20 protein-coding genes are annotated in these 22,621 nt (G+C 65.8%); 11 read left to right on the top strand and 9 right to left on the bottom strand.

From position 1 onward, the window contains the following. The first annotated feature begins 39 nt into the window (after positions 1–39). Together aspT and U5A52_RS05630 are read left to right on the top strand one after the other, a co-directional pair. A complete protein-coding gene (aspT, locus tag U5A52_RS05635) occupies positions 40–1,725 on the top strand; it encodes an aspartate-alanine antiporter (protein ID WP_321913064.1) in 1,686 nt (561 codons plus the stop codon). Positions 1,726–1,790: 65 nt separating this feature from the next. Further along, positions 1,791–3,452: a bifunctional aspartate transaminase/aspartate 4-decarboxylase gene (locus U5A52_RS05630; RefSeq protein WP_321913063.1), complete on the top strand. Its 1,662-nt coding sequence runs from the start codon at positions 1,791–1,793 to the stop codon at positions 3,450–3,452. Between the two features lie 82 nt (positions 3,453–3,534). On the opposite strand, the gene U5A52_RS05625 is transcribed toward U5A52_RS05630, so the two are convergent. Further along, positions 3,535–4,797, bottom strand: a complete 1,263-nt coding sequence (locus U5A52_RS05625; protein ID WP_321934219.1) for an MFS transporter — start codon at positions 4,795–4,797, stop codon at positions 3,535–3,537. 475 nt (positions 4,798–5,272) lie between these two features. Between U5A52_RS05625 and xdhA the strand changes: the two genes are divergently transcribed. Genes xdhA through xdhC form a run of 3 tightly spaced genes read left to right on the top strand, consistent with a single transcriptional unit; the run spans position 5,273 to position 9,802 of the window. Then, positions 5,273–6,814: a xanthine dehydrogenase small subunit gene (gene xdhA / locus U5A52_RS05620; RefSeq protein ID WP_321913061.1), complete on the top strand. Its 1,542-nt coding sequence runs from the start codon at positions 5,273–5,275 to the stop codon at positions 6,812–6,814. A gap of 40 nt (positions 6,815–6,854) precedes the next feature. After that, positions 6,855–9,221, top strand: a complete 2,367-nt coding sequence (gene xdhB / locus U5A52_RS05615) for a xanthine dehydrogenase molybdopterin binding subunit (protein ID WP_321934218.1) — start codon at positions 6,855–6,857, stop codon at positions 9,219–9,221. Continuing rightward, on the top strand, positions 9,218–9,802 hold the full coding sequence (gene xdhC, locus U5A52_RS05610) for a xanthine dehydrogenase accessory protein XdhC (protein WP_321934217.1): 585 nt from the start codon (positions 9,218–9,220) through the stop codon (positions 9,800–9,802). Before xdhB ends, xdhC begins: the two co-directional genes overlap by 4 nt. A 57-nt stretch (positions 9,803–9,859) precedes the next feature. Here the strand turns inward: xdhC and U5A52_RS05605 are convergent, their stop codons facing one another. The 3 genes from U5A52_RS05605 to U5A52_RS05595 form a co-directional block, all read right to left on the bottom strand. Continuing rightward, a complete protein-coding gene (locus U5A52_RS05605) occupies positions 9,860–10,846 on the bottom strand; it encodes a LysR family transcriptional regulator (protein WP_321934216.1) in 987 nt (328 codons plus the stop codon). A 143-nt stretch (positions 10,847–10,989) separates the two neighbouring features. After that, on the bottom strand, positions 10,990–11,643 hold the full coding sequence (locus U5A52_RS05600; RefSeq protein WP_321934215.1) for a 2-hydroxychromene-2-carboxylate isomerase: 654 nt from the start codon (positions 11,641–11,643) through the stop codon (positions 10,990–10,992). A 79-nt stretch (positions 11,644–11,722) separates the two neighbouring features. After that, positions 11,723–13,222 (bottom strand): TAXI family TRAP transporter solute-binding subunit, encoded by a 1,500-nt coding sequence (locus U5A52_RS05595; protein ID WP_321934214.1) that lies wholly within the window; start codon positions 13,220–13,222, stop codon positions 11,723–11,725. 597 nt (positions 13,223–13,819) lie between these two features. Between U5A52_RS05595 and U5A52_RS05590 the strand changes: the two genes are divergently transcribed. After that, positions 13,820–14,173, top strand: coding sequence for a BON domain-containing protein (locus tag U5A52_RS05590; RefSeq protein ID WP_321913055.1), 354 nt, complete (start codon positions 13,820–13,822; stop codon positions 14,171–14,173). A 252-nt stretch (positions 14,174–14,425) separates the two neighbouring features. Beyond that, positions 14,426–14,686 carry a hypothetical protein gene (locus U5A52_RS05585; RefSeq protein WP_321913054.1) on the top strand — a complete coding sequence of 87 codons (261 nt, stop codon included), beginning with the start codon at positions 14,426–14,428 and terminating at the stop codon, positions 14,684–14,686. A gap of 42 nt (positions 14,687–14,728) precedes the next feature. Here the strand turns inward: U5A52_RS05585 and U5A52_RS05580 are convergent, their stop codons facing one another. Continuing rightward, complete coding sequence (locus tag U5A52_RS05580; protein WP_321913053.1) at positions 14,729–15,517, bottom strand: sulfite exporter TauE/SafE family protein; 789 nt, start codon at positions 15,515–15,517, stop codon at positions 14,729–14,731. A 267-nt stretch (positions 15,518–15,784) separates the two neighbouring features. On the opposite strand from U5A52_RS05580, the gene rarD reads away from it, so the two are divergent. The 3 genes from rarD to U5A52_RS05565 all read left to right on the top strand — a co-directional run bounded on the left by rarD (position 15,785) and on the right by U5A52_RS05565 (position 18,631). Continuing rightward, on the top strand, positions 15,785–16,672 hold the full coding sequence (gene rarD, locus U5A52_RS05575) for an EamA family transporter RarD (protein ID WP_321934213.1): 888 nt from the start codon (positions 15,785–15,787) through the stop codon (positions 16,670–16,672). A 145-nt stretch (positions 16,673–16,817) separates the two neighbouring features. Continuing rightward, on the top strand, positions 16,818–18,059 hold the full coding sequence (locus U5A52_RS05570; RefSeq protein WP_321934212.1) for a transposase: 1,242 nt from the start codon (positions 16,818–16,820) through the stop codon (positions 18,057–18,059). A 191-nt stretch (positions 18,060–18,250) separates the two neighbouring features. After that, the gene (locus U5A52_RS05565) at positions 18,251–18,631 is read left to right on the top strand and encodes a DUF5594 family protein (RefSeq protein ID WP_321934211.1); all 381 of its coding nucleotides are present in this window, start codon (positions 18,251–18,253) and stop codon (positions 18,629–18,631) included. Positions 18,632–18,661: 30 nt separating this feature from the next. Here U5A52_RS05565 and U5A52_RS05560 read toward each other — a convergent pair whose 3' ends face one another. The 4 genes from U5A52_RS05560 to U5A52_RS05545 are packed head-to-tail and all read right to left on the bottom strand — an operon-like array spanning position 18,662 to position 21,543. After that, positions 18,662–20,281, bottom strand: coding sequence for a TIGR01244 family sulfur transferase (locus U5A52_RS05560; protein ID WP_321934210.1), 1,620 nt, complete (start codon positions 20,279–20,281; stop codon positions 18,662–18,664). A 29-nt stretch (positions 20,282–20,310) separates the two neighbouring features. After that, positions 20,311–20,763 carry a YeeE/YedE family protein gene (locus tag U5A52_RS05555; protein ID WP_321934209.1) on the bottom strand — a complete coding sequence of 151 codons (453 nt, stop codon included), beginning with the start codon at positions 20,761–20,763 and terminating at the stop codon, positions 20,311–20,313. Position 20,764: 1 nt separating this feature from the next. After that, the gene (locus U5A52_RS05550; RefSeq protein ID WP_321913048.1) at positions 20,765–21,199 is read right to left on the bottom strand and encodes a YeeE/YedE family protein; all 435 of its coding nucleotides are present in this window, start codon (positions 21,197–21,199) and stop codon (positions 20,765–20,767) included. Then, on the bottom strand, positions 21,196–21,543 hold the full coding sequence (locus tag U5A52_RS05545) for a metalloregulator ArsR/SmtB family transcription factor (RefSeq protein WP_321913047.1): 348 nt from the start codon (positions 21,541–21,543) through the stop codon (positions 21,196–21,198). Before U5A52_RS05545 ends, U5A52_RS05550 begins: the two co-directional genes overlap by 4 nt. A gap of 116 nt (positions 21,544–21,659) precedes the next feature. Here U5A52_RS05545 and U5A52_RS05540 point away from each other — a divergent pair, with 116 nt between their 5' ends. Continuing rightward, positions 21,660–22,547 (top strand): MBL fold metallo-hydrolase, encoded by an 888-nt coding sequence (locus U5A52_RS05540; protein ID WP_321934208.1) that lies wholly within the window; start codon positions 21,660–21,662, stop codon positions 22,545–22,547. Positions 22,548–22,621 lie beyond the last annotated feature (74 nt).

Below are 22,621 nucleotides of genomic sequence, written 5' to 3'. Positions count from 1 at the left end.
CGGCAGCAACGGGTGGTTCTTTCCCAAAGCGAGGACACGATGGAATGGCTACATGACATCTTTCACAAATCGCCGGAAATCGCGCTATTTCTTTCCCTGGCCGTCGGCTACTGGATCGGCCAGATCAACTTCGGCAAGTTCCAGTTAGGCGGCGTGGGCGGGTCGCTGATCGCTGCGGTCGTGATCAGCCAGGTTGGCGTGACGGTCGACAACGGCGTGAAGGCGGTGATGTTCGCCGTGTTCATCTACGCGGTGGGCTACGACTCCGGGCCGGGCTTCTTCAACTCGCTCAACCGCAAGACGCTGCGCGAGATCGCCATGTCCGTGTTCATGGCGCTGGCGGGGCTCGTCACGGTGCTCGTGTGCGCGAAGCTCTTTCACCTCAACAAGGGCCTCGCCGCCGGTCTCGCCGCGGGCGGCATGACGCAGTCGGCCATCATCGGCACGGCAGGTGACGCCATTGCACGCCTCGGTCTGCCGGCCGACCAGGTCAAAGCCATGCAGGCCGATGTCGCCGTCGGCTATGCCGTGACCTATGTGTTTGGCTCGCTGGGCGCGATCATCGTCTGCGTGAACATCCTGCCAAAGTTCATGGGCCGCAGTCTCAAGGACGCCTCCATGGACGCCGAGCGCGAGATGTCGGGCGGCGAAGCCGTGGCGGGGCCGGGCCAGATCACGGCGCTGCCCGAGCTCTTCGGCCGCGTGTTCCGCGTCGAGGCGGGTGCGGGCAAGACCGTCAAGCAAATCGAGTTGGCCGAACACGATTTCGTCGCGATCGAAAAGATCCGCCGCGCGGGCAAGGTGATCGACGCCACCCCCGACTTCGTGCTGAGCCGCGACGACCTCGTGCTCGTCGTGGGCCGCCGCGAGCAGATGGTCGAAGTGGGGGCGCTGATCGGGCCGGAAGTGCCGGACTCGGGCGGCATGAGCCTCGTGATGCAGACGCGTCAGATCGTGTTCACGGCGAAGGGCATGAATCACACGACGATTGCCGAAGTGCGCAAGAACGTGGACCGCGATATGCGCCACGGCGTGTACATCGAGAAGATCGAGCGCGTGGGCCAGCCCGTGCCGCTCCTGCCGGAAACGAAGCTGGAGCACGGCGACGTCGTGACCGTGTACGGCACCGCCACGGATACCAAACGCGCGGTGCAGGCCGCTGGCTACGAGCTTGCCTATAGCAACAAGACGGACTTCATCTACATGGGCGTGGGCCTCGTGCTCGGCTTGCTGATCGGTCTCGTCGTCGTGAATGTGGCGGGCATTCCGCTCACGCTCGGCTCGGGCGGCGGCTGTCTGCTCGCGGGTCTCCTGTTCGGCTGGATGCGCGGCAAGCACCCCATGTACGGCGTGATGCCGCCTGCCGCTTCGCAACTGCTCAAGGACTTCGGTCTTGCGGCGTTCGTGGCGGTGGTGGGGCTGAACTCGGGCCTGCAGGCGGTCGTGACGATCAAGCAAAGCGGCATCACGATCTTCCTCCTGGGCGTCGTCGTGACGCTCGTGCCGCTCTTCCTCACGATGCTGTTTGGCCGCTACGTGCTCAAGTACAACAACGCGGCGATTCTCGCGGGTGCGCTGTCCGGCGCCCGTAGTGCGAACCCCGCCTTCGGCGGCATTCTCGACAAGGCGGAAAGCGCGGTGCCCACCGTGCCGTTCGCCATTACCTATGCGATCGCGAACGTGCTGCTCACGCTGCTCGGGCCGCTCGTGGTCGGTCTTGCGTGACATGAACTCAACGCGTGCCGCGCATGGACGCGCGGCGCGCGCAACGTCTTCCAATGGAGAACACCATGGCAACGAAAGCGAAGAGTAACGGCGCGAAGGAAAAGTCGGCCCTCGAGGCACTGAGCCCGTTCGAGCTGAAGGACGAACTGATCAAGGCGGCCGGCGGCGGCGCGACCGAACGCCCGGCCAACTTCTCGATGCTCAACGCCGGCCGCGGCAACCCCAACTTTCTCGCCACCATTCCCCGCCACGGCTTCTGGCAGCTAGGCCTCTTCGCGATGCGCGAGTCGGAGCGCTCATTCTCGTACATGCCCGAAGGGGTAGGCGGCTTCCCGCAGCGCGCGGGCATTGTCGAACGCTTCGATCAGTTCCTGCGCGAAAACAAGGGCCAGCCCGGTATCGATTTCATCGGCGGGGCGGTTTCGTACGTGCGCGACCAGCTGGGCCTCTCGGCGGGCGACTTCCTCTACGAGATGTGCGAAGGCATTCTGGCCTGCAACTATCCCGTGCCGGACCGCATGCTCAAGCTCTCGGAAATCATCGTCGGCCAGTATCTGCGCCGCGAGATGATCGGCAAGCATCCGTTCGTCGGCGAGTTCGACGTGTTCGCCGTGGAAGGCGGCACGGCGGCCATGACGTACATCTTCAACACGATGCGCGAGAACTTTCTGATCAAGAAGGGAGACACCATTGCGCTCGGCATGCCGATCTTCACGCCCTACATCGAGATTCCCGAGCTCAACGACTATGAGCTCGATGTCGTGCATCTGAACGCCACCGTCGAGAACAACTGGCAGTACTCGAAGAAGGAACTCGACAAGCTGCGCGACCCGAAGGTGAAGGCGTTCTTCCTCGTGAACCCGAGCAACCCGCCTTCGGTGAAGCTCGACGACGAAAGCCTCGAATACATTGCCGAGATCGTGAAGGAGCGCCCGGACCTCATCTTCCTCACCGACGACGTGTACGGCACCTTCGCCGACAACTTCGTCTCGCTCTTCGCGCTCGCGCCGAAGAACACGATTCTCGTGTACTCCTACTCGAAGTACTTCGGGGCGACGGGCTGGCGTCTGGGCGCTATCGCAACGCATCGCGACAACGTCCTCGATCATCTGCTCGCGAAGCTGCCCAAGGAGGAGAAGAAGATACTGCACAAGCGCTACGAGTCGATCACGACGGAGCCGGACAAGCTCAAGTTCATCGACCGTCTTGTGGCCGACAGCCGCACCGTCGCGCTCAATCACACGGCGGGCCTCTCCACGCCGCAACAGGTGCAGATGGTGCTGTTCTCGCTGTTCTCGTTGATGGATACCCCTGACGCGTACAAGAACGCGCTCAAGCGCCTGATTCGCAGCCGCAAGCGCGCGCTGTTCGAGGCAATGGGCACGACCTACGACGAGGACGATCCGAACCAGGTCGACTACTACACGATTCTCGACATGGAGTACCTGGGCGAGAAGCGCTTCGGACGGGATTTCGTCGACTGGCTGCTCAAGCAGGTGAAGCCCAACGAACTGCTGTTCCAGCTGGCGGCCGAGGCGCGCGTCGTGCTGCTGCCGGGCAAGGGTTTTGGCACGGCGCATCCGTCGGGCCGCGTGTCGCTCGCGAACCTGAACGAGTCGGACTACCGCAAGATCGGCCGTGCGGTGGCCAAGCTCACCGAGGAATACGTGAAGCGCTATAACGAGGCGACCGGCAAGAAGCTCGATACGGCTGCGGTGAAGAAGTGATGGCAGGCGGCGTAGAGCCGCCTGCGGTGATGTCGTCTGAAGTCCGGGCCGCATCCGGCGCAGTTTGCCGGGTGCGGTTTTTTTATTCGGCTTGTTGCCCGGCGGGTGCGCTGGCGGCACCTGCGTTTTGCGCACTCGGCGCGCTCTGCGCGGCATGCGAACGCACGCTCTTGCGATGAAGCGAAACCGAAAGCGCCACGGCCGCCGCCGCCGCGATGGCGGCGAACAGAAACACCGACCCATACCCGAACAGGTTCGCCACATAGCCGGCGAGCGGGCCGGTAATGCCCAGCGAGAGGTCGAGGAACACCGAGTACGCCGAGAGCGCCGCACCGCGGCTTGCGGGCGGCACGAGCCCGACCGCCTCGACGCCGAGCGCCGGGAACACGAGCGCGAAGCCGAAGCCGGTGAGCGCGGCGCCCGCGAGCGCGACTTGCGGCGTGGGCGCGAGCCACAGCAGCAAGAGGCCTGCGCACTCGCACGAGAACGAGACGATGGCCACGCGGAAGCCGCCGAAACGCTTGATCGTGTTTGCAAACAACAGGCGCGCGCCGATGAACATCAGACCGAACACCGTGAGCGTAAAGGCGGCGTTGGGCCAGTGGCGCGCGGCGTAGAACAGCGTGATGAAGGTCGCGATGGAGCCAAAGCCCGCCGAGCCGAGCGCGAGGCCGATGCCATGTGGCAGCACGCGCGTGAATACGCTGCGGTACGACATGCGCTCGCCGTGCACGATCGGCACCGGCGCGATCGGGCGCGCGAGCCAGAAACCGAGCGCGGCCATCGCGATGACCGAAACGCCGAGCATCCAGTAACCGATGGCGTGCGCCATCACCACGCCAAGCGGCGCACCGATCGCGAGCGCGCCGTAAGTGGCGATGCCGTTCCACGAGATCACCTTCGCGTTGTGAGCGGTGCCCACGCGGCCGATGCCCCAGAGGATCGCGCCGGTGCCGCACAAGCTTTCGCCGCAGCCGAGCAACAGGCGGCTCACCACCAGCAGCGCGAGCGAGAGGCCGGGCCAGTGATCGACGAGCGTGCCAAGGAGCAGCAGCACGCCGCTCGCGCCGCAGATCGTCAGGCCGATCGTCACGGTCTTCTTGGGGCCGAGCGTGTCCGCCGAGCGGCCCGCGAGCGCGCGCGAGCAGAGCGTGGCGATGTACTGCACGCTGATCGCCGCGCCTGCCACCACGGTGCTGAAACCGAGGTCGTTATGCACGTAGCCCGGCAGCACCGCGAGCGGAATGCCGATCGTCAGATAGCAGAGGAAGGTGAAAAAGACGACCGGAATGATCTGCAGGGTCGTCGATGCGGCGTTGCGCCTGGGCGCCAAATCAGCAGACATGGGGAAAACGCGGATGGAAAACGGCGGGAAAGGCGTGATTGTCCCATGGAACCGGTTTTTATGCAGAAATTGAAAAGCTGTTCCGGCCGGCGGAACACGGGTTTTCTGCGGCGATGACAGCGGTTTGCGTCCGATCGCCCCGCCGCGGAGATCCCGCGATATTGCGCGACTTTGCCCGCAATTCGCGCAAGCGCGGTGGCTTTGTCCGACCGTTCGTGCGGAGATATCGGTGTTTGAAAGGGTTAATGCTCAGTCGAATATGTCCGATATTCACGAATAGACAACGAAATCGCGCAATCGAGACACGTCAACATAAGCACAGCCACCCCGCAGCACACCGATTTATCGATTCAACGATATATCCCCCATGCTCCTCTAGCTATGGGTTGCCAATATTGGCAGTGATAGTTTTCGAACCGTCCACTCGAGCGGCACACGCCTTTTGCGAGCCGCAGCCAACGACGAGCCAGAAACCATGAGCCAGCCGATCCGCTTTTACCACCGCAACGCGATTCGCGAAGTCAGCGACGCGGGCGTCACCCGCACCGTTCTCCAGTACCTGCGCGAAGACGCGCGCTGCACCGGCACCAAGGAAGGTTGCGCCGAAGGCGACTGCGGCGCCTGCACGGTCGTGGTGGGCGAGCGCAACGAGGCGGGCGGCGTGAGCTTCAAGGCCGTCAACGCCTGCATCCAGTTCCTGCCCACGCTCGACGGAAAGGCGCTCTTCACCGTCGAAGACCTGCGCCAGCCCGACGGCTCGCTGCATCCCGTGCAGCAGGCCATGGTCGATTGCCACGGTTCGCAGTGCGGCTTCTGCACGCCCGGCTTCGTGATGTCGATGTGGGCGCTCTATGAAAAGCACGGCCACGAGCACGCGGACCCCGCCGGCCTCGGCGCGTGCGCGGGCAAGGGCGCCTGCAGCGTGCCTTCGCGCGACGAGATCGCCAACGCGCTCACGGGCAACCTGTGCCGCTGCACGGGCTACCGGCCGATCCTCGACGCCGCCGAGCAGATGTTCCAGGCCGGCGCGCCGAAGCAGCCTGTCGACGTGAAGGCGCTCGCGCAAACGCTCGCCACGCTCGAGCGCAAGGACACTTTCCACTACGAGAGCCGTGGCCAGCACTACGACGCGCCGCGCACCGTCGAGGCGCTCGCCGCCATCAAGGCCGAGCGTCCCAACACGCGCATCCTCGCGGGCAGCACCGACATCGGCCTGTGGGTCACGAAGCAGATGCGCGAGCTTGGCGACATCGTCTACGTGGGCCAGGTCGACGCGATGCGCCGCATCGACGTGAGTGACGCGTGGATCGAGATCGGCGCGGGCGTGACGGTGGAGCGCGCGTATGCCGAACTCGCGAAGCCGTACCCGGAACTCGAAGAGATGTGGCAGCGCTTCGCCTCGCTGCCGATCCGCAACGCGGGCACGATAGGCGGCAACGTCGCGAACGGCTCGCCCATCGGCGACTCGATGCCGGGGCTCATCGCGCTCGGCGCGCGTGTGGTGCTGCGCGGCGGCGACGTCGAGCGCGAGATGGCGCTCGAAGATCTTTACCTCGCCTATCAAAAGAAGGACATGGCCGAGCACGAGTTCGTGCTTGCGCTCAAGGTGCCCACGCGCACCGGTGCGCGTGCGAACCTGCGTTTTCGCACCTACAAGGTCTCGAAGCGCTTCGACTCGGACATCTCGGCCGTGTGCGCCGCTTTCGCGTATATCGCCGATGGCGACGTGATTCGCGAGCCGCGCATCGCCTTCGGCGGCATGGCCGCCACGCCGAAGCGCGCGACCCACGCGGAAGGCGTGCTCGCCGACGCGCAATGGCACGAAGCCACGGCCCAGGCCGCGATGATCGCGCTTGGCAACGACTACGCGCCGCTTTCCGACATGCGCGCGACGAGCGACTACCGCCTTGAAGCCGCGAAGAACACGCTGTACCGCTTCTGGCTCGAAACGCGTCCGCATAACCCGCTTGCGCCGCAAGCGATCAACGTGCGCAACGTCGCAGCAGAAACGGCTTGAGACATTCAGGAATCGGAAAAGAGATACGGAGAACGACACAATGAACCAGCAAGCCGAACCGTTCCTGGACGAACTCAAGGCACGCGAGCCCTTCGCGCAAGTGCATGTCTCGCGCCCGCATGAATCCGCGCATCTGCATGTGAGCGGCCGCGCCACCTATACCGACGACATTCCGGTCGTGGCCGGCACGCTGCACGCCGCGCTCGGCCTCTCGCAGAAGCCGCACGCGCGCATCGTCTCGATGAACCTCGACAAAGTGCGTGCAACGCCCGGCGTCGTGGCCGTGCTCACGGCCGAGGACATTCCCGGCGTGAACGACTGCGGCCCGATCATCCACGACGATCCGGTGCTCGCCGACGGCGTCGTGCAGTACGTGGGCCAGCCCATGTTCATCGTCGTGGCGACGTCTCACGACACGGCGCGCCTTGCCGCGCGCCGCGCTGAGGTGCAGTACGAAGAGCTGCCCGCCGTGCTCACGGCGCAGCAGGCGCGCGCCGCGCAGCAGTCGGTGCTGCCGCCGATGAAGCTTGCGCGCGGCGAGGCGTCCACGCGTGCCGCGCGCGCCGCGCATCGCCATGAAGGCGAGATGCTGCTGGGCGGCCAGGAGCAGTTCTACCTCGAAGGCCAGATCGCCTACGCGGTGCCGAAGGACGACGACGGCATGCACGTGTGGTGCTCGACCCAGCACCCGAGCGAGATGCAGCACCTCGTTGCGCACGTGCTGGGCGTGGCCTCGCACAACGTGCTCGTGGAATGCCGCCGCATGGGCGGCGGCTTCGGCGGCAAGGAATCGCAGTCGGGCCTGTTCGCGTGCTGCGCGGCGCTCGCCGCATGGAAGCTGCTGTGCCCCGTGAAGCTGCGCCCCGACCGCGACGACGACATGATGGTCACGGGCAAGCGCCACGATTTCCACTACACGTATGAAGTGGGCTACGACGACCAGGGCGCGATCGAAGGCGTGTCGGTCGACATGACCTCGCGCTGCGGCTTTTCCGCAGACCTTTCCGGCCCGGTGATGACGCGCGCGGTCTGCCACTTCGACAACGCCTACTGGCTGCCCGATGTGTCGATCGCCGGTTTCTGCGGCAAGACCAACACGCAGTCGAACACGGCGTTTCGCGGCTTCGGCGGCCCGCAGGGCGCATTCGCGATCGAGTACATCATGGACGACGTGGCGCGCTCGCTCGGCCTCGATTCGCTCGACGTGCGTCGCCGCAATCTCTACGGCAAGACGCAGAACAACGAAACGCCTTACGGCCAGGTCATCGAGGACAACGTCATTCACGAGTTGATCGACGAACTCGTGGAAACGAGCGGCTATCGCGCGCGCCGCGCCGCGATTCGCGAATTCAACGCGAACAACGAAGTGCTCAAGAAGGGCATCGCGCTCACGCCGGTCAAGTTCGGCATTGCGTTCAACGTCACGCACTTCAACCAGGCGGGCGCGCTCGTCCACATTTATACCGACGGCTCGGTGCTCGTGAACCACGGCGGCACCGAAATGGGCCAGGGCCTGAACACGAAGGTCGCGCAGGTCGTGGCGCAGGAGCTTGGCATCGAGTTCGGCCGCGTGCGCGTGACCGCCACGGATACGAGCAAGGTGGCGAACACGTCCGCCACGGCCGCATCGACTGGCACGGACCTGAACGGCAAGGCGGCACAGGACGCCGCGCGCCAGTTGCGCGAGCGCCTCGCCGCGCTGGCCGCGACGACGTACGGCAAGGGCGAGGTCAACGCCGCCGACGTGCGCTTTGCCAACGAATCCGTGATCGTGGGCGAGACGATCGTGCCGTTCGAAACGCTGGTTTCGAAGGCCTATCTCGCGCGCGTCCAGCTCTGGTCCGATGGTTTCTACACCACGCCCAAGCTGTACTGGGACCAGGCTACGCTGCGCGGCCGGCCGTTCTACTACTACTCGTATGGCGCGGCGGTATCGGAAGTCGTGATCGACACGCTCACGGGCGAAATGCGCGTGCTGCGCGCCGATGCGCTGCACGACGTGGGCGCGTCGCTGAACCCGGCGCTCGATGTGGGGCAGGTGGAAGGCGGCTTCATCCAGGGCATGGGCTGGCTCACCACGGAAGAACTGTGGTGGAAGCCGGACGGCAAGCTTATGACGCACGCGCCATCCACCTACAAGATCCCGACCGTGAACGACACGCCTCCCGAATTCAACGTGCGGCTCTTCAAGAACCGCAACGCGGAGGACAGCATCCACCGCTCGAAGGCTGTGGGCGAGCCGCCGCTGTTGCTGCCGTTCTCGGTGTTCTTCGCGATTCGCGACGCCGTGGCGAGCGTGGCCGACTACCGCTTCAATCCGCCGATGAATGCGCCGGCCACCGCCGAGGAAATCTTGAAGGGCGTGCGCGCGGCGCGGGCGATGGCGCGCAAGGGGTCCGCAAAATGAGTCGCCATCCTGAACATTGCGTGCGCGTCGACGAAACCGGGCGCGTAATCATTGGCCGCCGCAGCACGCCGGTGCCGCATTACGGGCCGATGCACATCGTGCTGTTCGGCGCGGGCCACGTGGGGCACGCGCTCGTCACGCTGCTCGGCATGCTGCCGTGCGTCGTGCAATGGGTGGACGAGCGCGACGAGCTGTTCCCCGACGAAGTGCCCGCCAACGTGCAGATCGAAGCGACGGACACGCCGGCGGCCATCGTCGACGAAGCGCCGGCGGGCGCGTACTTCCTCGTGATGACGCACAATCACGCGCTCGACTTCGAGCTTTCCGAGCGCATCATGCGCCGGCGCGATTTCGCGTGGTTTGGCCTGATCGGCTCGAAAACGAAGCGCGTGAAGTTCGAGCGGCGGCTCATGGAGCGCGGCGTGGAAGAAGAGCGTATGGAGGAGATCACCTGCCCGATCGGCGTGACGGGCATCGTCGACAAGGCGCCTTCGTCGATTGCGGTGGCAGTCGCCGCGCAGCTCATGCAGATGCGGGTGGCGCAGCGCCCGGCTGTGGTGAGAGCGGCCGCGCTCGTCTGATCCGACGCATCGTGCAAATAAAACGGGCGCCTCGACGATGAGGCGCCCGTTTGCATTTCAAAGCGCCTCGCTAGCCACGCTCGCAGCCTTCTTCGCGCTCGCGCGCTTCGTGCCGCGCTCGGCGGTGAGCGTTCCCGATACCTCGTCGATCAAGCCGCGCAGCCATCCCACGTCGCTCGGCCGGTCTGGCTGCGGATGCCACATCTGATAGCAGTGAATGCGCGGAAACGCGATCGGCGTGTCGACCACGGCAAGCGGCATGAGCTTCGCGTAATGCTGTGCGAAGCGCCGTGTCGTCGTGAAGATCAGATCCGATTGCAGCAAAACCTGCGGCACGAGCCCGAAGTAGGGCAGCGTCGCGACGATGCGCCGCTCGGCCTTCGCCTTCGCGAATCCCAGATCGATCGCACTGGCATGCGCGCCCGTATAGGGCGTGGGCGCGAGATGGGGCGCCGCGAGATACGCCTCGCGCGTGAGTTCGCGGCGCGCGAGCGGATGATCCGCACGCATCATGCAGACGACCTTGTCGGAGAACAGGTCGCTGCGCGCGAAACGAGGCTCGGGCTTCGGCCAGTTGCCGATCACGATGTCGAGTTCGCCCGCGTCCAGCGCGCCGTGATGGTCGAGCGTGGGCGAGAGCGAGAGGATCTCCAGCCGCGCCGCCGGCGCCGTCTCGCGAAAGCGGGCGATCAGCGTCGGCATGAAGAAGTCGTTGAGGTAGTCGGGGGCGGCGAGGCGAAATGTGCGCTTCGAGCGCTCCGGGTCGAAGTCGCCGTGCGGCGTGGCGACGAATTCCACGTCGCGCAGCACGCGCTGCGCGTGCTGCAACAGCGACTCGCCGTACTCGGTCGGCACCATGCCGGCCTTGCCGCGCACGAGGATGGGATCGCCCAGGATCTCGCGCAGACGGCGCAGCGCCGTGCTGATGGCGGGCTGGGTCTGGTTCAGGCGCAGCGCGGCCTGCGTGACGCTGCGCTCGACCAGCAGCGTGCGCAGGACTCGCACCAGCCAGATATCGAGGGTGAGGGCGTTATCGTCGTCCATGGGGCGTGGCGGGCAAGGGCGCGTGCGCCAGAGAAACCTGCGCGCGCACGCGTTCAGCCATAACCATAAGCCGCCTCGCGCGCCGCCGCCATAGGGTGCGCGGCATGACGGAGATCAGAAGGATGCTTCGGAGGCGTTGCCGCTCACTCGGCCACGGTCTTTGTGAGTCCCGAAGGCAGCGTGGTGATGCGCTTGACCTCGCGCGAGTCGAGCCAGTTCGGGCTGCGCGCGCAGTAGAGCACCATCGGCAAGGCGTCTTCGCCCCAGAAGAGCTGCTTGTTCATCCAGAACGTCGGCACGCCGAACACGCCCATGGCGATGGCGTCGTTGGTGTTGCGGCGCAACTGCGCGCGCACGGATTCTTCCTCGATCAGCGACTCGCCGTGCGCAATGCCCACGCGCTCGCAAAGCTGTTCAAAGCCCTCGTCGCTCGACGGGTCCCGCCCCTCGCGCCAGATGAAACGAAAAATCTCGCGCACGCACGCGAGATCGCCGCCCGCGGCGATGGCGAGCAGCATCGGCCTGACCGAGTCGAACGGGTGAGCGGGCGGCATCTTGAACGGAATGCCGAGTTGCTCGGCGCGAAAGAGCGCGTGCCGGTAGGTGAAGATGCGCTTGGCCGGGACCGCGGAGCCGAACGGCTGGCCCCAGTGGCGATATAGCTCGGACAGCAGCACGGGCGTCGGCACGAAGTCGAAGCCGGGCCACTTCTCGTGCTGTTCCAGCAACAGATACGAAAACGGCGACACGAAGTCGTAGAACCAGGCCGGCTGGCTGGCGTCGATGCCGTCGATCATGCTGTTCCTCCGCTCTTGGGCGATTTCCGGGCCATTGATTGCATGGCCGATTGTTCGGTTCAAAATGCGTGCAGCGGCGCTAATGCGTGCGCTCGCCTGTTTCGTTGCCGCCGCTTTCGTCTGCATGGCTCGCCTCTGTACCCGCTGTGCCTGCTTCTTTGCTGGCGCCTTCCGGCGTCTCTGCCTCTTCGGCGCTTTGCGCTGCCTGCTCCTCTTGCGCAACAACGCTTGCGTCCGGCGCTTCGCGCGTGCCGGAGAGCCGCGCGCGCACGAAGCCGATATGTTCGCGCAGCACGTAGAACTGCTCGGCATACGCGAGCGGCATTTTCATGCCGTTGACCGACTCCTCGATCTTGTCGAGCTGGCGGATCAGCGCGCTGCGCTCGGTGGGCGAGTTGTCGGCCATCGCGGCGCGCTCGAGTGCGATGAGCGAGCCATACCAGCGGTAGATCCGCGATTTTACCCGCCAGGCGTAGAGCGAAGGGACGATCCGCAGGCCCGGAATCAGCACGACGATGATCGGCACGAGCAGCACCACGAGCCGGTCGGCGAGGCTCGCCACCCAGAAGGGCAGCACGCGGTAGAGGAAGCTCTTGCCCGACTTGTAGTAGCGCGCGGCGTCGCCGCTGATCGGGAAATCCTGGGCGCGCGGCGCGGGGAACTCGCCTGCGTGCTGCAGGAGCGAGGAGCGGCCGTGCACCTCCTTGGCCGCTTCGATCAGCAGGTCTGAGAGTGCCGGGTGGAGCGAGTCGCGCGCGACCAGTACGGCCGTGGGCGCGATGATCTGCAGCGGCGTGGCGGGCAGATTTTTGCCGAGATCGAACGCGCCCATCGGAATCGTGATGGCCGTGAGATACGGGTAGCGGCGCGCGAAGGCGTCGGCCTGCACGAAGTCGAAAAAGCGCACACCCGGCGTGCGCATGAGGTGGCCCATGACGGCCGGCTGCGCGGAATCGCCTGCGAGAAACGCGACGTCGATCTTGCCTGCCACAAGTTCGCGCGCGGCGTCGTCGCCCGAGAGCGGCAGCAGTTTCGTCGCGCCGCCGGGCTGGATGCCGTTCGCCTTGAGCAGCGTGAGCGCGAGTTCGCGCGTGCCGCTGCCCTCGGCGCCAATGGCGATGCGCTGGCCTTCGAACTGCGAAAGCCGGGTGGCCACTGGGCCGTGATAGAACACCACGAGCGGCACATAAGCCACGCTGCCGAGCGAGACGAGGCCGTCCGGCACCTTGCTCGCGATGCCGTCCTGCACGAACGCCACGTCGACGTTCGACTTCGGATCGGCGAGACGCTGCAGGTTCTGCACCGAGCCTTCCGATTCGAGCACGTTCAGCGTGATCTTGTTGCGCGCGAGGATGTCCTTGTACTTTTGCGCGGCGTTCCAGTAGGTGCTGCCCTTGGGCCCGGCGCTCATGGTGAGCGTGTTGGGCGGCGCGGGCTGGATGAGGCGCACCGCGAGCCAGATGGCTGCCGCGCTCACGAGCAGGATGGGGCCGAACGTGACTGCCAGGTCGCGCCACGAGATCGCCACGAAACGCGCGACGAGACGGGGAGGAGGTTTGCGGCCGGTACGGGACTTCATCGGGGTGGAGCGGGCCTCGGGTGGTTCGGGAGCGTGCGGGTCGGGTCCGCGTTGGGTCCGGCGCTGGCGCCGGGTGGGCTCAGGCACGCGCGCCGCGCGGGCTCTGTGGAGCCGATGGTACATGAGAATCGGCGTTGCGGCGGCATGCCGCGTGCCTTGCCGAACACCTTGAGCGCATGCCACAGGCGCCTGCGCTAAACTCTTTGCGCTTGCGGCACAGCCAGGCTAAATTGTGATTCGCCTGCCGCGCCTGGCATGGCGCGCCGGGGACCGGAAGTCTGGCCGAAGCATCTGGCTCGCGCGGGCATCGACGCATCATCCATGCATAACAAACAGGAAACGGGCGCAGACCTGTCCGGGCGGGCGTAATAACCAAAGTCATTCGACGTCCTTTCATCCTTGCCTCTCGCATCGCGTCCAGACCCTGGCCGTGCACGCGCGCATTGCGTGCTGTACGCGGTCATCGGTAGTGGTAACCAAGCCGTCAGACCGTGGCTGACGAGCGGCCTTCGGGCCGTCCGCAGGCAAGGGAGGCGGTCCTATTCCAGGCAACACACCGCAACAACGCGCAACAACGCGAAGACACAAGGAGAAAACATGAAATCGGTCGCTATTCTGAAGACGCTGGGCGCGGCACTGTGCCTGTCGGTGGCATGCAGCGCGTCCTATGCGCAAGACAACTCGGCGAACGCACCCGCGGCTACGACCTCGGCCGCTCCGGCGACGTCGGCCAAGAAGGCCGACCGCAAGCTGGGCTACACGGTGCGCAAGGCGCTCTCGAAGACCCAGGGCGTCGACGTTTCGAACATCAGCGTGCGCTCGCACGGCGGCGCGGTCACCCTGGAGGGCACGGTGCCGGATCAGGGCCAGATCGACAAGGCTGGCGAGGTTGCGCAAGGCGTGGCAGGCGTGAAGTCGGTGTCGAACAAGCTGACGGTCATGCAGCAATAAACGCTGTCACGCGCCCTGGAAACAGGGTGCTTGCGGCACGTAGCAGGAAAAAGTCCGAAGAAAAAGCCCGGCCTCTGCAGGCCGGGCTTTTTTTATGCGCGTGTGTCTGGCATGCAATTTCGTCATGCTGCACTGCAGCCGCCAAAGTGTAGTTTGACACACAGTTTTCCCGCGGTTGGGGGTATACCGTGGATATCGCGCGTCTTCCCCGAGGTCGAGCGCGGCCTCATCGCTGGAAAGCAGGAAATCGCCATGACCATTCATACCTACACCGACTTGCCGCTCGTCGACCGGGCGGCCTTCGAACTCGCCTGTGCGCGGCACGGCTTTGCGCCCATGCAGTTCGATATTCGCGGCGAAGCCGATCCCAACGATCCGGACCACGGCGACATGCTGATCGTGCGGCGCGGCGCCTGGGCGCAGGCTTACCGCCTCGACGCGCGCGGCCAGTGGCTGCGCCAGTTCGAGGTCGATCTCAATGGCAGGTTCTTCCGCCAGGCGCCTCACGCCTGAGCGCGCCCGTGCCGCGCGGGATGTGTATGACGTGCGCGGCGCTCAGGAGAGCACGAGCCGCACGCCCACGAGCGTGAGCGTCGCGGCGAGCAGCACGCGCAGCAGCTTTTCAGGCGCTTTCGAAGAAAGCAGGCTGCCGATCGCGATGCCGGGCAACGAGCCGCACAAGAGCGAAAGCAGCATGTGCCAGTCGATCGAGCCGAGCAGCCAGTGGCCCGCGCCCGCGAGGAGCGTGAGCGGCACGGCGTGCGCGACATCGGAGCCGACGATGCGCACCGTGGGCAGTGCCGGGTAGAGCAGCAGCAGCACCGTCACGCCGATGGCGCCCGCGCCCACCGAGGTCAGCGAGACGAGCACGCCGAGCACCGCGCCCGTGAAGATCGTGAAAAACAGCGTGCGCGCTTCGCCGGGCTCGTGGCGGTGGCGCGAAGCGAATGCAGCGAGCTGCGGGCGGAAAATGAGCGCCACGGCCGTGATAAGGAGCGCCACGCCCAGCACGGCCTGGATCAGATGCCCTGCGCGCGGCGTGTCCATGCCATAGCGGTGCAGCAGAATCAGCGTGATCGTCGCGGCAGGCACGCTGCCGGTTGCGAGCCGCAGCGTCACACGCCAGTCCACCGAACCCTTGAGCCCGTGCACGAGCGTGCCCGTCGACTTGGTCGCCGCCGCATAGAGCAGGTCGGTGCCCACTGCCGTGGCGGGGTGCACGTGGAACACGAGGACGAGGAGCGGCGTCATGAGCGAGCCGCCACCCACGCCGGTCAGGCCGACCAGAAATCCGACGAACAGGCCGGACAGCGAATACAGCAGATCGATATGGGGGAAGGACATCGCGCGCGAGGAAGCCGGTTCAGGGGGCGGCGCCGCCTGCCGCGTTGAGAACAGCGCGCGCCGTAAGCGGCGCGTCAGGCTGGACAACGGCCAAGGCTGGCGGCGAAAATCCGCTATTGTCGCAAAACCGGCGGCTTGGCGCAGGGTTAAGCGAAATTGGGCGCGCACCGCCTGGCTTTCAATTGCCTTCGCACGGGCCCTGACCTTTTGCAAGCACGCGCCGAACAGCGCCGCGTAGGACTGGCGTCTCCATAACCAGAATCGAACATGAATCCCGGCATCCTCTACGCGTTCGCTGCATTCGTTCTCTGGGGGCTCTTCCCCATCTACTTCAAGACGCTGCACCAGATCCCCGCACTCGAAATGCTCGCGCACCGCATGGCGTGGTCGCTGCTGTTCGTGATCGCCGTGCTCGTCGTGCGCCACCACTGGCGCTGGCTCGGGCCCACGCTGCGCGACCGCCGCCTGCTCGCGCGCTTCGTCGCGAGCGCCGTGCTGCTTTCGGCCAACTGGGGCATCTATATCTGGGCCGTCAATGCCGGGCACATCGTCGAGGCGAGCCTCGGCTACTTCATCAATCCGCTCATCAACGTGCTGTTCGGCTATGCGTTCCTGCGCGAGCGTTTGCGCGCGCTGCAATGGGCCGCCGTGGCGCTGGCCACCGCGGGCGTCGTATGGCTCACCTGGCAGAACGGCGCGCCGCCCTGGATCAGTCTCGCGCTCGCCGTGACCTTCGGCGGCTATGGCCTCCTGCGCAAGACCGCGAAGCTCGGCGCGCTCGAAGGCCTCGCGCTCGAAACGGTCTTGCTCTTTCCGGTTGCGATCGTTTATCTGACGATCGTGGGCCTCGCGGGCGAGAGCCACTTCACGCATGCCTCGCGCGGTCTGCAACTGCTGCTCGCGGCCTCCGGCCCGATCACGGCGATCCCGCTGCTCCTCTTCGGTGCGGCCGCGCGGCGCATTCCGCTGTCGATGCTCGGTCTTATCCAGTACGTCACGCCCACGCTGCAGTTGCTCACTGGCGTGCTCATCTACGGGGAGCCGTTCGGCGCGGTGCGCGCCGTGGGGTACGGCGCGATCTGGGTCGCGCTCGGCGTGTATTCGCTCGAAGGCGTGCGCAGCCTTGTGGCTGCACGTGGGCGCCGGGCGGCGTGAGGGGGTTGAGCGGCGATGCGCTGTCGGGCATTGGCTGACTTGCTGACCGAGATGCGAGGCAAGCTCCGTCCTTCAGGGCGCGGAAGGATAGCGCGGACGCCGAAGGCGTCCTTGACAACACGTGAGTGCTGGTAAGCTTTCGCGTATGCAACGACTCCAGGGCTTCAAATACGAACTCATGCCGACTGGCGAACAGCAGCGCAATATGCGCCGCTTCGCCGGCTCGTGCCGGTTCGTCTTCAACAAGGCGCTGGCGTTGCAGAAGGAACGCTACGAGCGCGGCGACAAAAAGCTCGGTTACGCCGGGCTGTGCAAGGAACTCACCGCGTGGCGCAATGGCACGGATACACCGTGGCTGTCCGATGCTCCGGTCCATCCCCTGCAGCAGGCGTTGAAGGATCTGGAGCGCGCCTATGCGAACTTCTTCGCCCGGCGGGCAGGGTTCCCGCGCTTCGCAAAGCGCGATCAGTTCGACAGTTTCCGCTACCCCGATCCGAAGCAGATCAAGCTCGATCAGGGAAACAGCCGTATCCTTCTGCCCAAGCTTGGCTGGCTGCGCTATCGCAACAGCCGTGATCTGTCAGGTGAAGTGCGTAATGCCACGATCTCGTGCTCAGGCGGCAAGTGGTTCGTGTCGATCCAGACTGCCCGTGAGGTTGAGATACCGGTTACGGCCGCAACTTCGGCTGTTGGCATCGACGTAGGCGTGGCCCGCTTCGCCACGATGAGCGATGGCACCTGTCTGGCGCCGCTCAACAGCTTCAGGCTGCATGAAGCACGGCTGCGTCAGGCCCAGCGGGCAATGAGCCGCAAGGTGAAGTTCAGCAATAACTGGAAGAAGGCGAAAGCCCGCGTCCAGCGCATTCATGCCCGCATCGCCAATGTGCGCCGCGATTTCCTTCACAAGGCCTCGACCACGATCAGCAAAAACCACGCGCTCGTGTGTATAGAAGACCTGAAGGTGCGCAACATGTCGCGCTCAGCGGCGGGTACGACCGACAGTCCCGGCACGAATGTACGGGCCAAGACAGGCCTGAACAAGGCGATTCTCGATCAGGGCTGGGGAGAGTTCCGGCGTCAGCTGGAGTACAAGGTCGAGTGGGCCGGTGGCTGGGTTGTTGCCGTGCCGCCCCACAACACGAGCCGAACCTGTCCGTGCTGTGGCCACGTCGCTGGCTCCAATCGCACGACGCAGGCGCGATTTCTGTGCGTGGCGTGCGGATACGCGGCGAATGCCGACCTGGTCGGCGCAATCAACGTGCTTCGCCGTGGCGAGGCAAGACTGAGCAGTGAAGGGCTGGAACTAGCCCGGATAGCCTGTGGAGAGAGGGTGCAGTCAGGCCGCTCGATGAAGCAGGAACCCACTGAGGTGACGTGCGATGGCTGATACCATCAACGCCACGGTAGGAATCCTTCCCGTTCGCGGGGAGGTGGATTTCAAGGCGCGGTAGGATGCCAATATAAGCGCCGCACGGTCGCGGTTAATCGCGTGACGATTTGTATGATTCAGTTGCGCGATTTCGGCGGCGACCCGCTGTGTCCTAACCCGCAGTCAATCCTCCGTGGAGTGCCCCGCGCATGAGTATCGAAGCCGTTCGCCGGTTCGAGGAAGAGTTCGCACCGCGCATTGCGGCGAAGCTGGCGAAACAGTTCGGACCTTCGGTGCATGTCGACGTCGTGCCCAACGCAGGGCACGGCCATCCCACACGCGTGCGCCTGCGCGGCGTCGCGAACGAGCACTGGCATCCTTATGGGTATCCGTTGAATGTCTCGCTCACCTGGGACATCGAGGAGATCGAGCGCCTCATGGAGCCTGGCGGCGAGGCGCGCTTCGAGCACTACCTCGAGGCGACCGGGCGCAAGCTGGCGTCATGGGAGTCGGCTCGCCCTGTCGATTTCGCATCGCGCACGCAGGGCGAGCCGGAAGTGCTGCTTGGCGGGCTCGATTTCGAGGGCTGATTCAGCAGCCCTCTGTGCCCATCGTTCTCGTCAACCGCGCGCCGCCCGCGTGAGCCATTCGCGGCCTTTGAGCATGCCCCACCAGTAGAAGCTCGGCAGCACGCTCGCCTTGAGCAGCCACATGAGGCGGCGCGGCCGCGTGGGGTCGAGCGGGAAGGTGGGCAAGAGGCGCCCGCCATAACCGAACTCGGCCAGCACGACCTTGCCCTTTTCCACGGTGAGCGGGCACGAGCCGTAGCCATCGTAGCGGTAGGCGAGCGGCGCGCCTGCGCGCGCGGCGAGCAGATTCTCGGCCACGATCACGGCCTGCTTGCGTGCGGCCGCGCCGGTCTTGGCGTTCGGTGCGGAGCACACGTCGCCGAGCGAGAACACGTTCGGATAGCGCGGATGCTGGAGCGTGGCGTGATCCACTTCGCACCAGCCGGCCTCGTCCGCGAGCTGGCTGTCGCGGATAAAGTCGGGCGCGACCTGCGGCGGCACGGCGTGCAGCATGTCGAAGCGCTTCTCCACACGCGTGACGTTGCCGTTCGCATCCTTCACTTCGAACGTGGCGAGACGCGCCGGGCCGTCCACGGCGACAAGGTTCGACGAGAACGCGAGATTCGCGTTGTAGCGCTTCACGTACTCCATGAGCGGCGGCACGAAGGTCGCCACACCGAACAGCACGGCGCCCGCGAGATTGAATTCGACGTTGACCTTGCCAAGCACGCCCTGGCGGCGCCAGTGGTCGCAGGCGAGATACATGGCTTTTTGCGGCGCGCCTGCGCACTTGATCGGCATGCCGGGCTGGCTGAAGAGGGCGGTGCCGCCCTTCATCTGCTGCACGAGCTGCCAGGTGTACGGCGCGAGGTCGTAGCGATAGTTCGAGGTCACGCCGTTCTTGCCGAGCGTTTCCGTGAGGCCCGCAATGCGCTCCCACGCGAGCCGCAGCCCCGGCGCCACGATGAGCTGGCGGTAGGCCACGCGCACACCGCTGTCGAGCTGCACGACGTTTGCCTCCGGCTCGACGCGCGTGGCGGCCGTGCGGAACCACTTCACGCCAGCGGGCATGACGCTCGCCATGGGGCGGCGCGTTTTCGTCACGTCGTAGGCGCCGCCGCCGACCAGCGTCCAGGCGGGCTGATAGTCGTGATGATCGCTTGGCTCGACGATGGCGATCTTCAGGTTCGGCTCACGGCGCAGCAGGCTCGAGGTGACGGCGATGCCCGCCGTGCCGCCGCCGATCACGACCACATCCCAGGTTTCGCCCTCCCACGCGCAGGCCGCCGTCGCAGCGCGCGCGGCAGTCGCGGCTTGCGTTGCCGCTGGCACCGGCGCGCCTTGCTGCGCGAGCTGATAGAGGTTCGTGGCGCGGTTGCCGCTGCGGCAGTACGCGAGCACGGGGTCGGGCAGGTCGACGAGCAACTGGGCGAACTGTGCGGCGGCGTCGGCGGTGATCTGGCCGGGCTTCACCGGCAGATAGGCGAACTGCAGGCCGAGTTGTGCCGCCGCCGTGCGCAGCGCCTGCGACGTGGGCTGCGCTTCGCCGCCTTCGCCATCGGGCCGGTTGCAGATGATCGAGCGATAGCCCGCCGCGTGGATGGCGGCGAGGTCGTCGGGTGTGATCTGGTCGGCGCTTGCGAAGCGCGCGTCGTGTTGCGTGATTTGCATGTAATTTTTGGTCCCGAGGCTGGCGCAGATTAGTGTGGTTCGGTGCTGCTCAATGTGGTTTCCTGCGAACGGCGGCGCTGCTCCAGCACCGCGTAGATCGCCATGCCGGCGAGCATGGCGGCGACGAAGAGCCAGGCGCGCGGCTGGCCGCCGCCCGCGGCGACGAGCGCGGGGCCGGGGCAGAAGCCCGCGAGCCCCCAGCCCGCGCCGAACAGCAAGGCGCCGCCGACCAGCCGGCCATCGATACGCCGCGACGTGGGCAACTGAATCGGCGCGCCGGCGAGGCTGGTTGTTCGCGTGCGCGCGAGCCAGAAGGCGGGTGCGGCGACCGCGATGGCGCCCGCCATCACAAAGGCAAGCGATGGGTCCCAGTTGCCGGTGAGGTCGAGAAAGCCGAGCACTTTGGCCGGATTGGCCATGCCCGAGACGAGCAAGCCGATACCGAACAGCAGACCGCACGCGAGTGCGCTAAGTTTTCGCATGTCAGCCTCCGACCAGGTGACGCACGGCGAACACGGTGGCGAAGCCCGCCGCCATGAACGCGCCTGTTGCGACGAACGAGCGCCGCGAGCCGCGCGCGATTCCGCACACGCCGTGGCCGCTCGTGCAGCCCGACCCGTAACGCGTGCCGACGCCGACCAGCAGGCCCGCCACGACGAGCGTGAGCGCGGACGCGTCGATCTGTATGGCCGGCAGCGCCGCGCGCAACTGCCACAGCAAAGGTGCGGCGACGAGGCCGACGACGAATGCGGCATTCACCCCGCGCTCGGCTCCCGAGCCTGGCAACAAGCCGCCCAGCAAGCCGCTGATACCCGCAATGCGGCCGTTCACGAGCACGAAGAGCGCGGCGGCCGCGCCGATCATCAGGCCGCCCGCGAACGAGGCGTAAGGCGTGAAGTGGGCGAGGTCGAGGCTCATGACGCTTGTCCCGGCGCTTGCACCTTCAGCCGCCCGCAGTAGAGGCTCGACAGCGTCTGCATGACCTGGATGACCTCGGGGCTCGCGAGGCGGTAGTAGATGTATTTGCCTTCGCGGCGCGTATCGACGAGGCCTTCGTCGCGCAGCTTGCCCAGATGCTGCGAAAGGCTCGGCTGATGCACGCCGACCAGTTCCTCGAGCTCGCCGACGTTGCGCTCGCCCTCGGTGAGCTGGCAAAGCAGCAGGAGACGGTCTTCGTGCGCGAGCGCCTTGAGCAGCGCACAGCACTTTTCGGCGGACTCGCGCAGGGCCGCGAGCGCTTCGGGAGCGAGTGGTGAGTTCATTTGTCGCCTCGATGGACGCCGTTAAACGGCGATCCGTCGCATTATACTTTGTCTAAAAACATTATATAAATTTATAATATGTGTTTCAATAGAGGGTCACTTTTGTGGAGCCCGCGATGTCCAACCCAGCCCAGCTGCCAACACCCGAACCCAACGTCGAGCCGTTTTTCGACCCCGTCACGGCCACGGTCACCTACGTCGTGCACGCCGGGCGCGGCACGGCCTGCGCGATCGTCGACCCGGTGCTCGACTACGATCCCAAATCGGGCCGCACCTCCACGGAATCGGCCGGGCGCGTGATCGCGTTCGTGCGCGAATACGGGCTTCGTGTCGAGTGGCTGCTGGAAACGCACGCGCACGCCGATCATCTTTCGGCGGCGCCGTATCTAAAGGCGCAGTTGGGCGGGCGCATTGCGATTGGCGAGCATATTCGCGCCGTACAGGGCGTGTTTCGCGCGGTGTTCAATCTGGGCGAGACGCTGAGTCCGGACGGCAGCCAGTTCGACGTGCTGTTCCAGGACGGCGAGACGTTCCAGGTTGGCGCTTTGGAGGCCCGCGCGCTGCACGTGCCCGGCCACACGCCCGCGGACCTCGCTTACCAGATCGGCAACGCCGTGTTCGTGGGCGACACGCTTTTCATGCCCGACGTGGGCTCGGCGCGTTGCGACTTCCCGGGCGGCGACGCGCACACGCTCTTCCGCTCGGCGCGCAAGCTGCTCGATCTGCCGGGCGACACGCGCCTTTTCATGTGCCACGACTATCCGCCCGCTTCGCGCGGACCCTGCTTCGAGACCACGGTGAGCGCGCAGCGCAGCGGCAACATCCACCTGAACGAGAGCGTGAGCGAAGCGGCGTTCGTGGAGATGCGCACCGCGCGCGACCGCACGCTCGCCATGCCGAACCTGATCCTGCCGTCGATCCAGGTGAACATCCGCGCGGGCCGCATGCCGGAGCCCGAAGCCAATGGCGTGCGTTATCTGAAGATTCCGGTCGACGCGCTGTGAATCGTTGCTGTACGCGTTGCGCGATGTGCTTCTGGGAGCGGGGAAACCGTTTTTGAACGCACGCTGCCCGCGCT

The organism is Paraburkholderia sp. J8-2, from assembly GCF_905220195.1.
In the GTDB taxonomy this organism is placed as follows: domain Bacteria; phylum Pseudomonadota; class Gammaproteobacteria; order Burkholderiales; family Burkholderiaceae; genus Paraburkholderia.
Note: the sequence above shows the minus strand (reverse complement) of the source record. Positions and strands in the feature narration are given on the sequence as shown.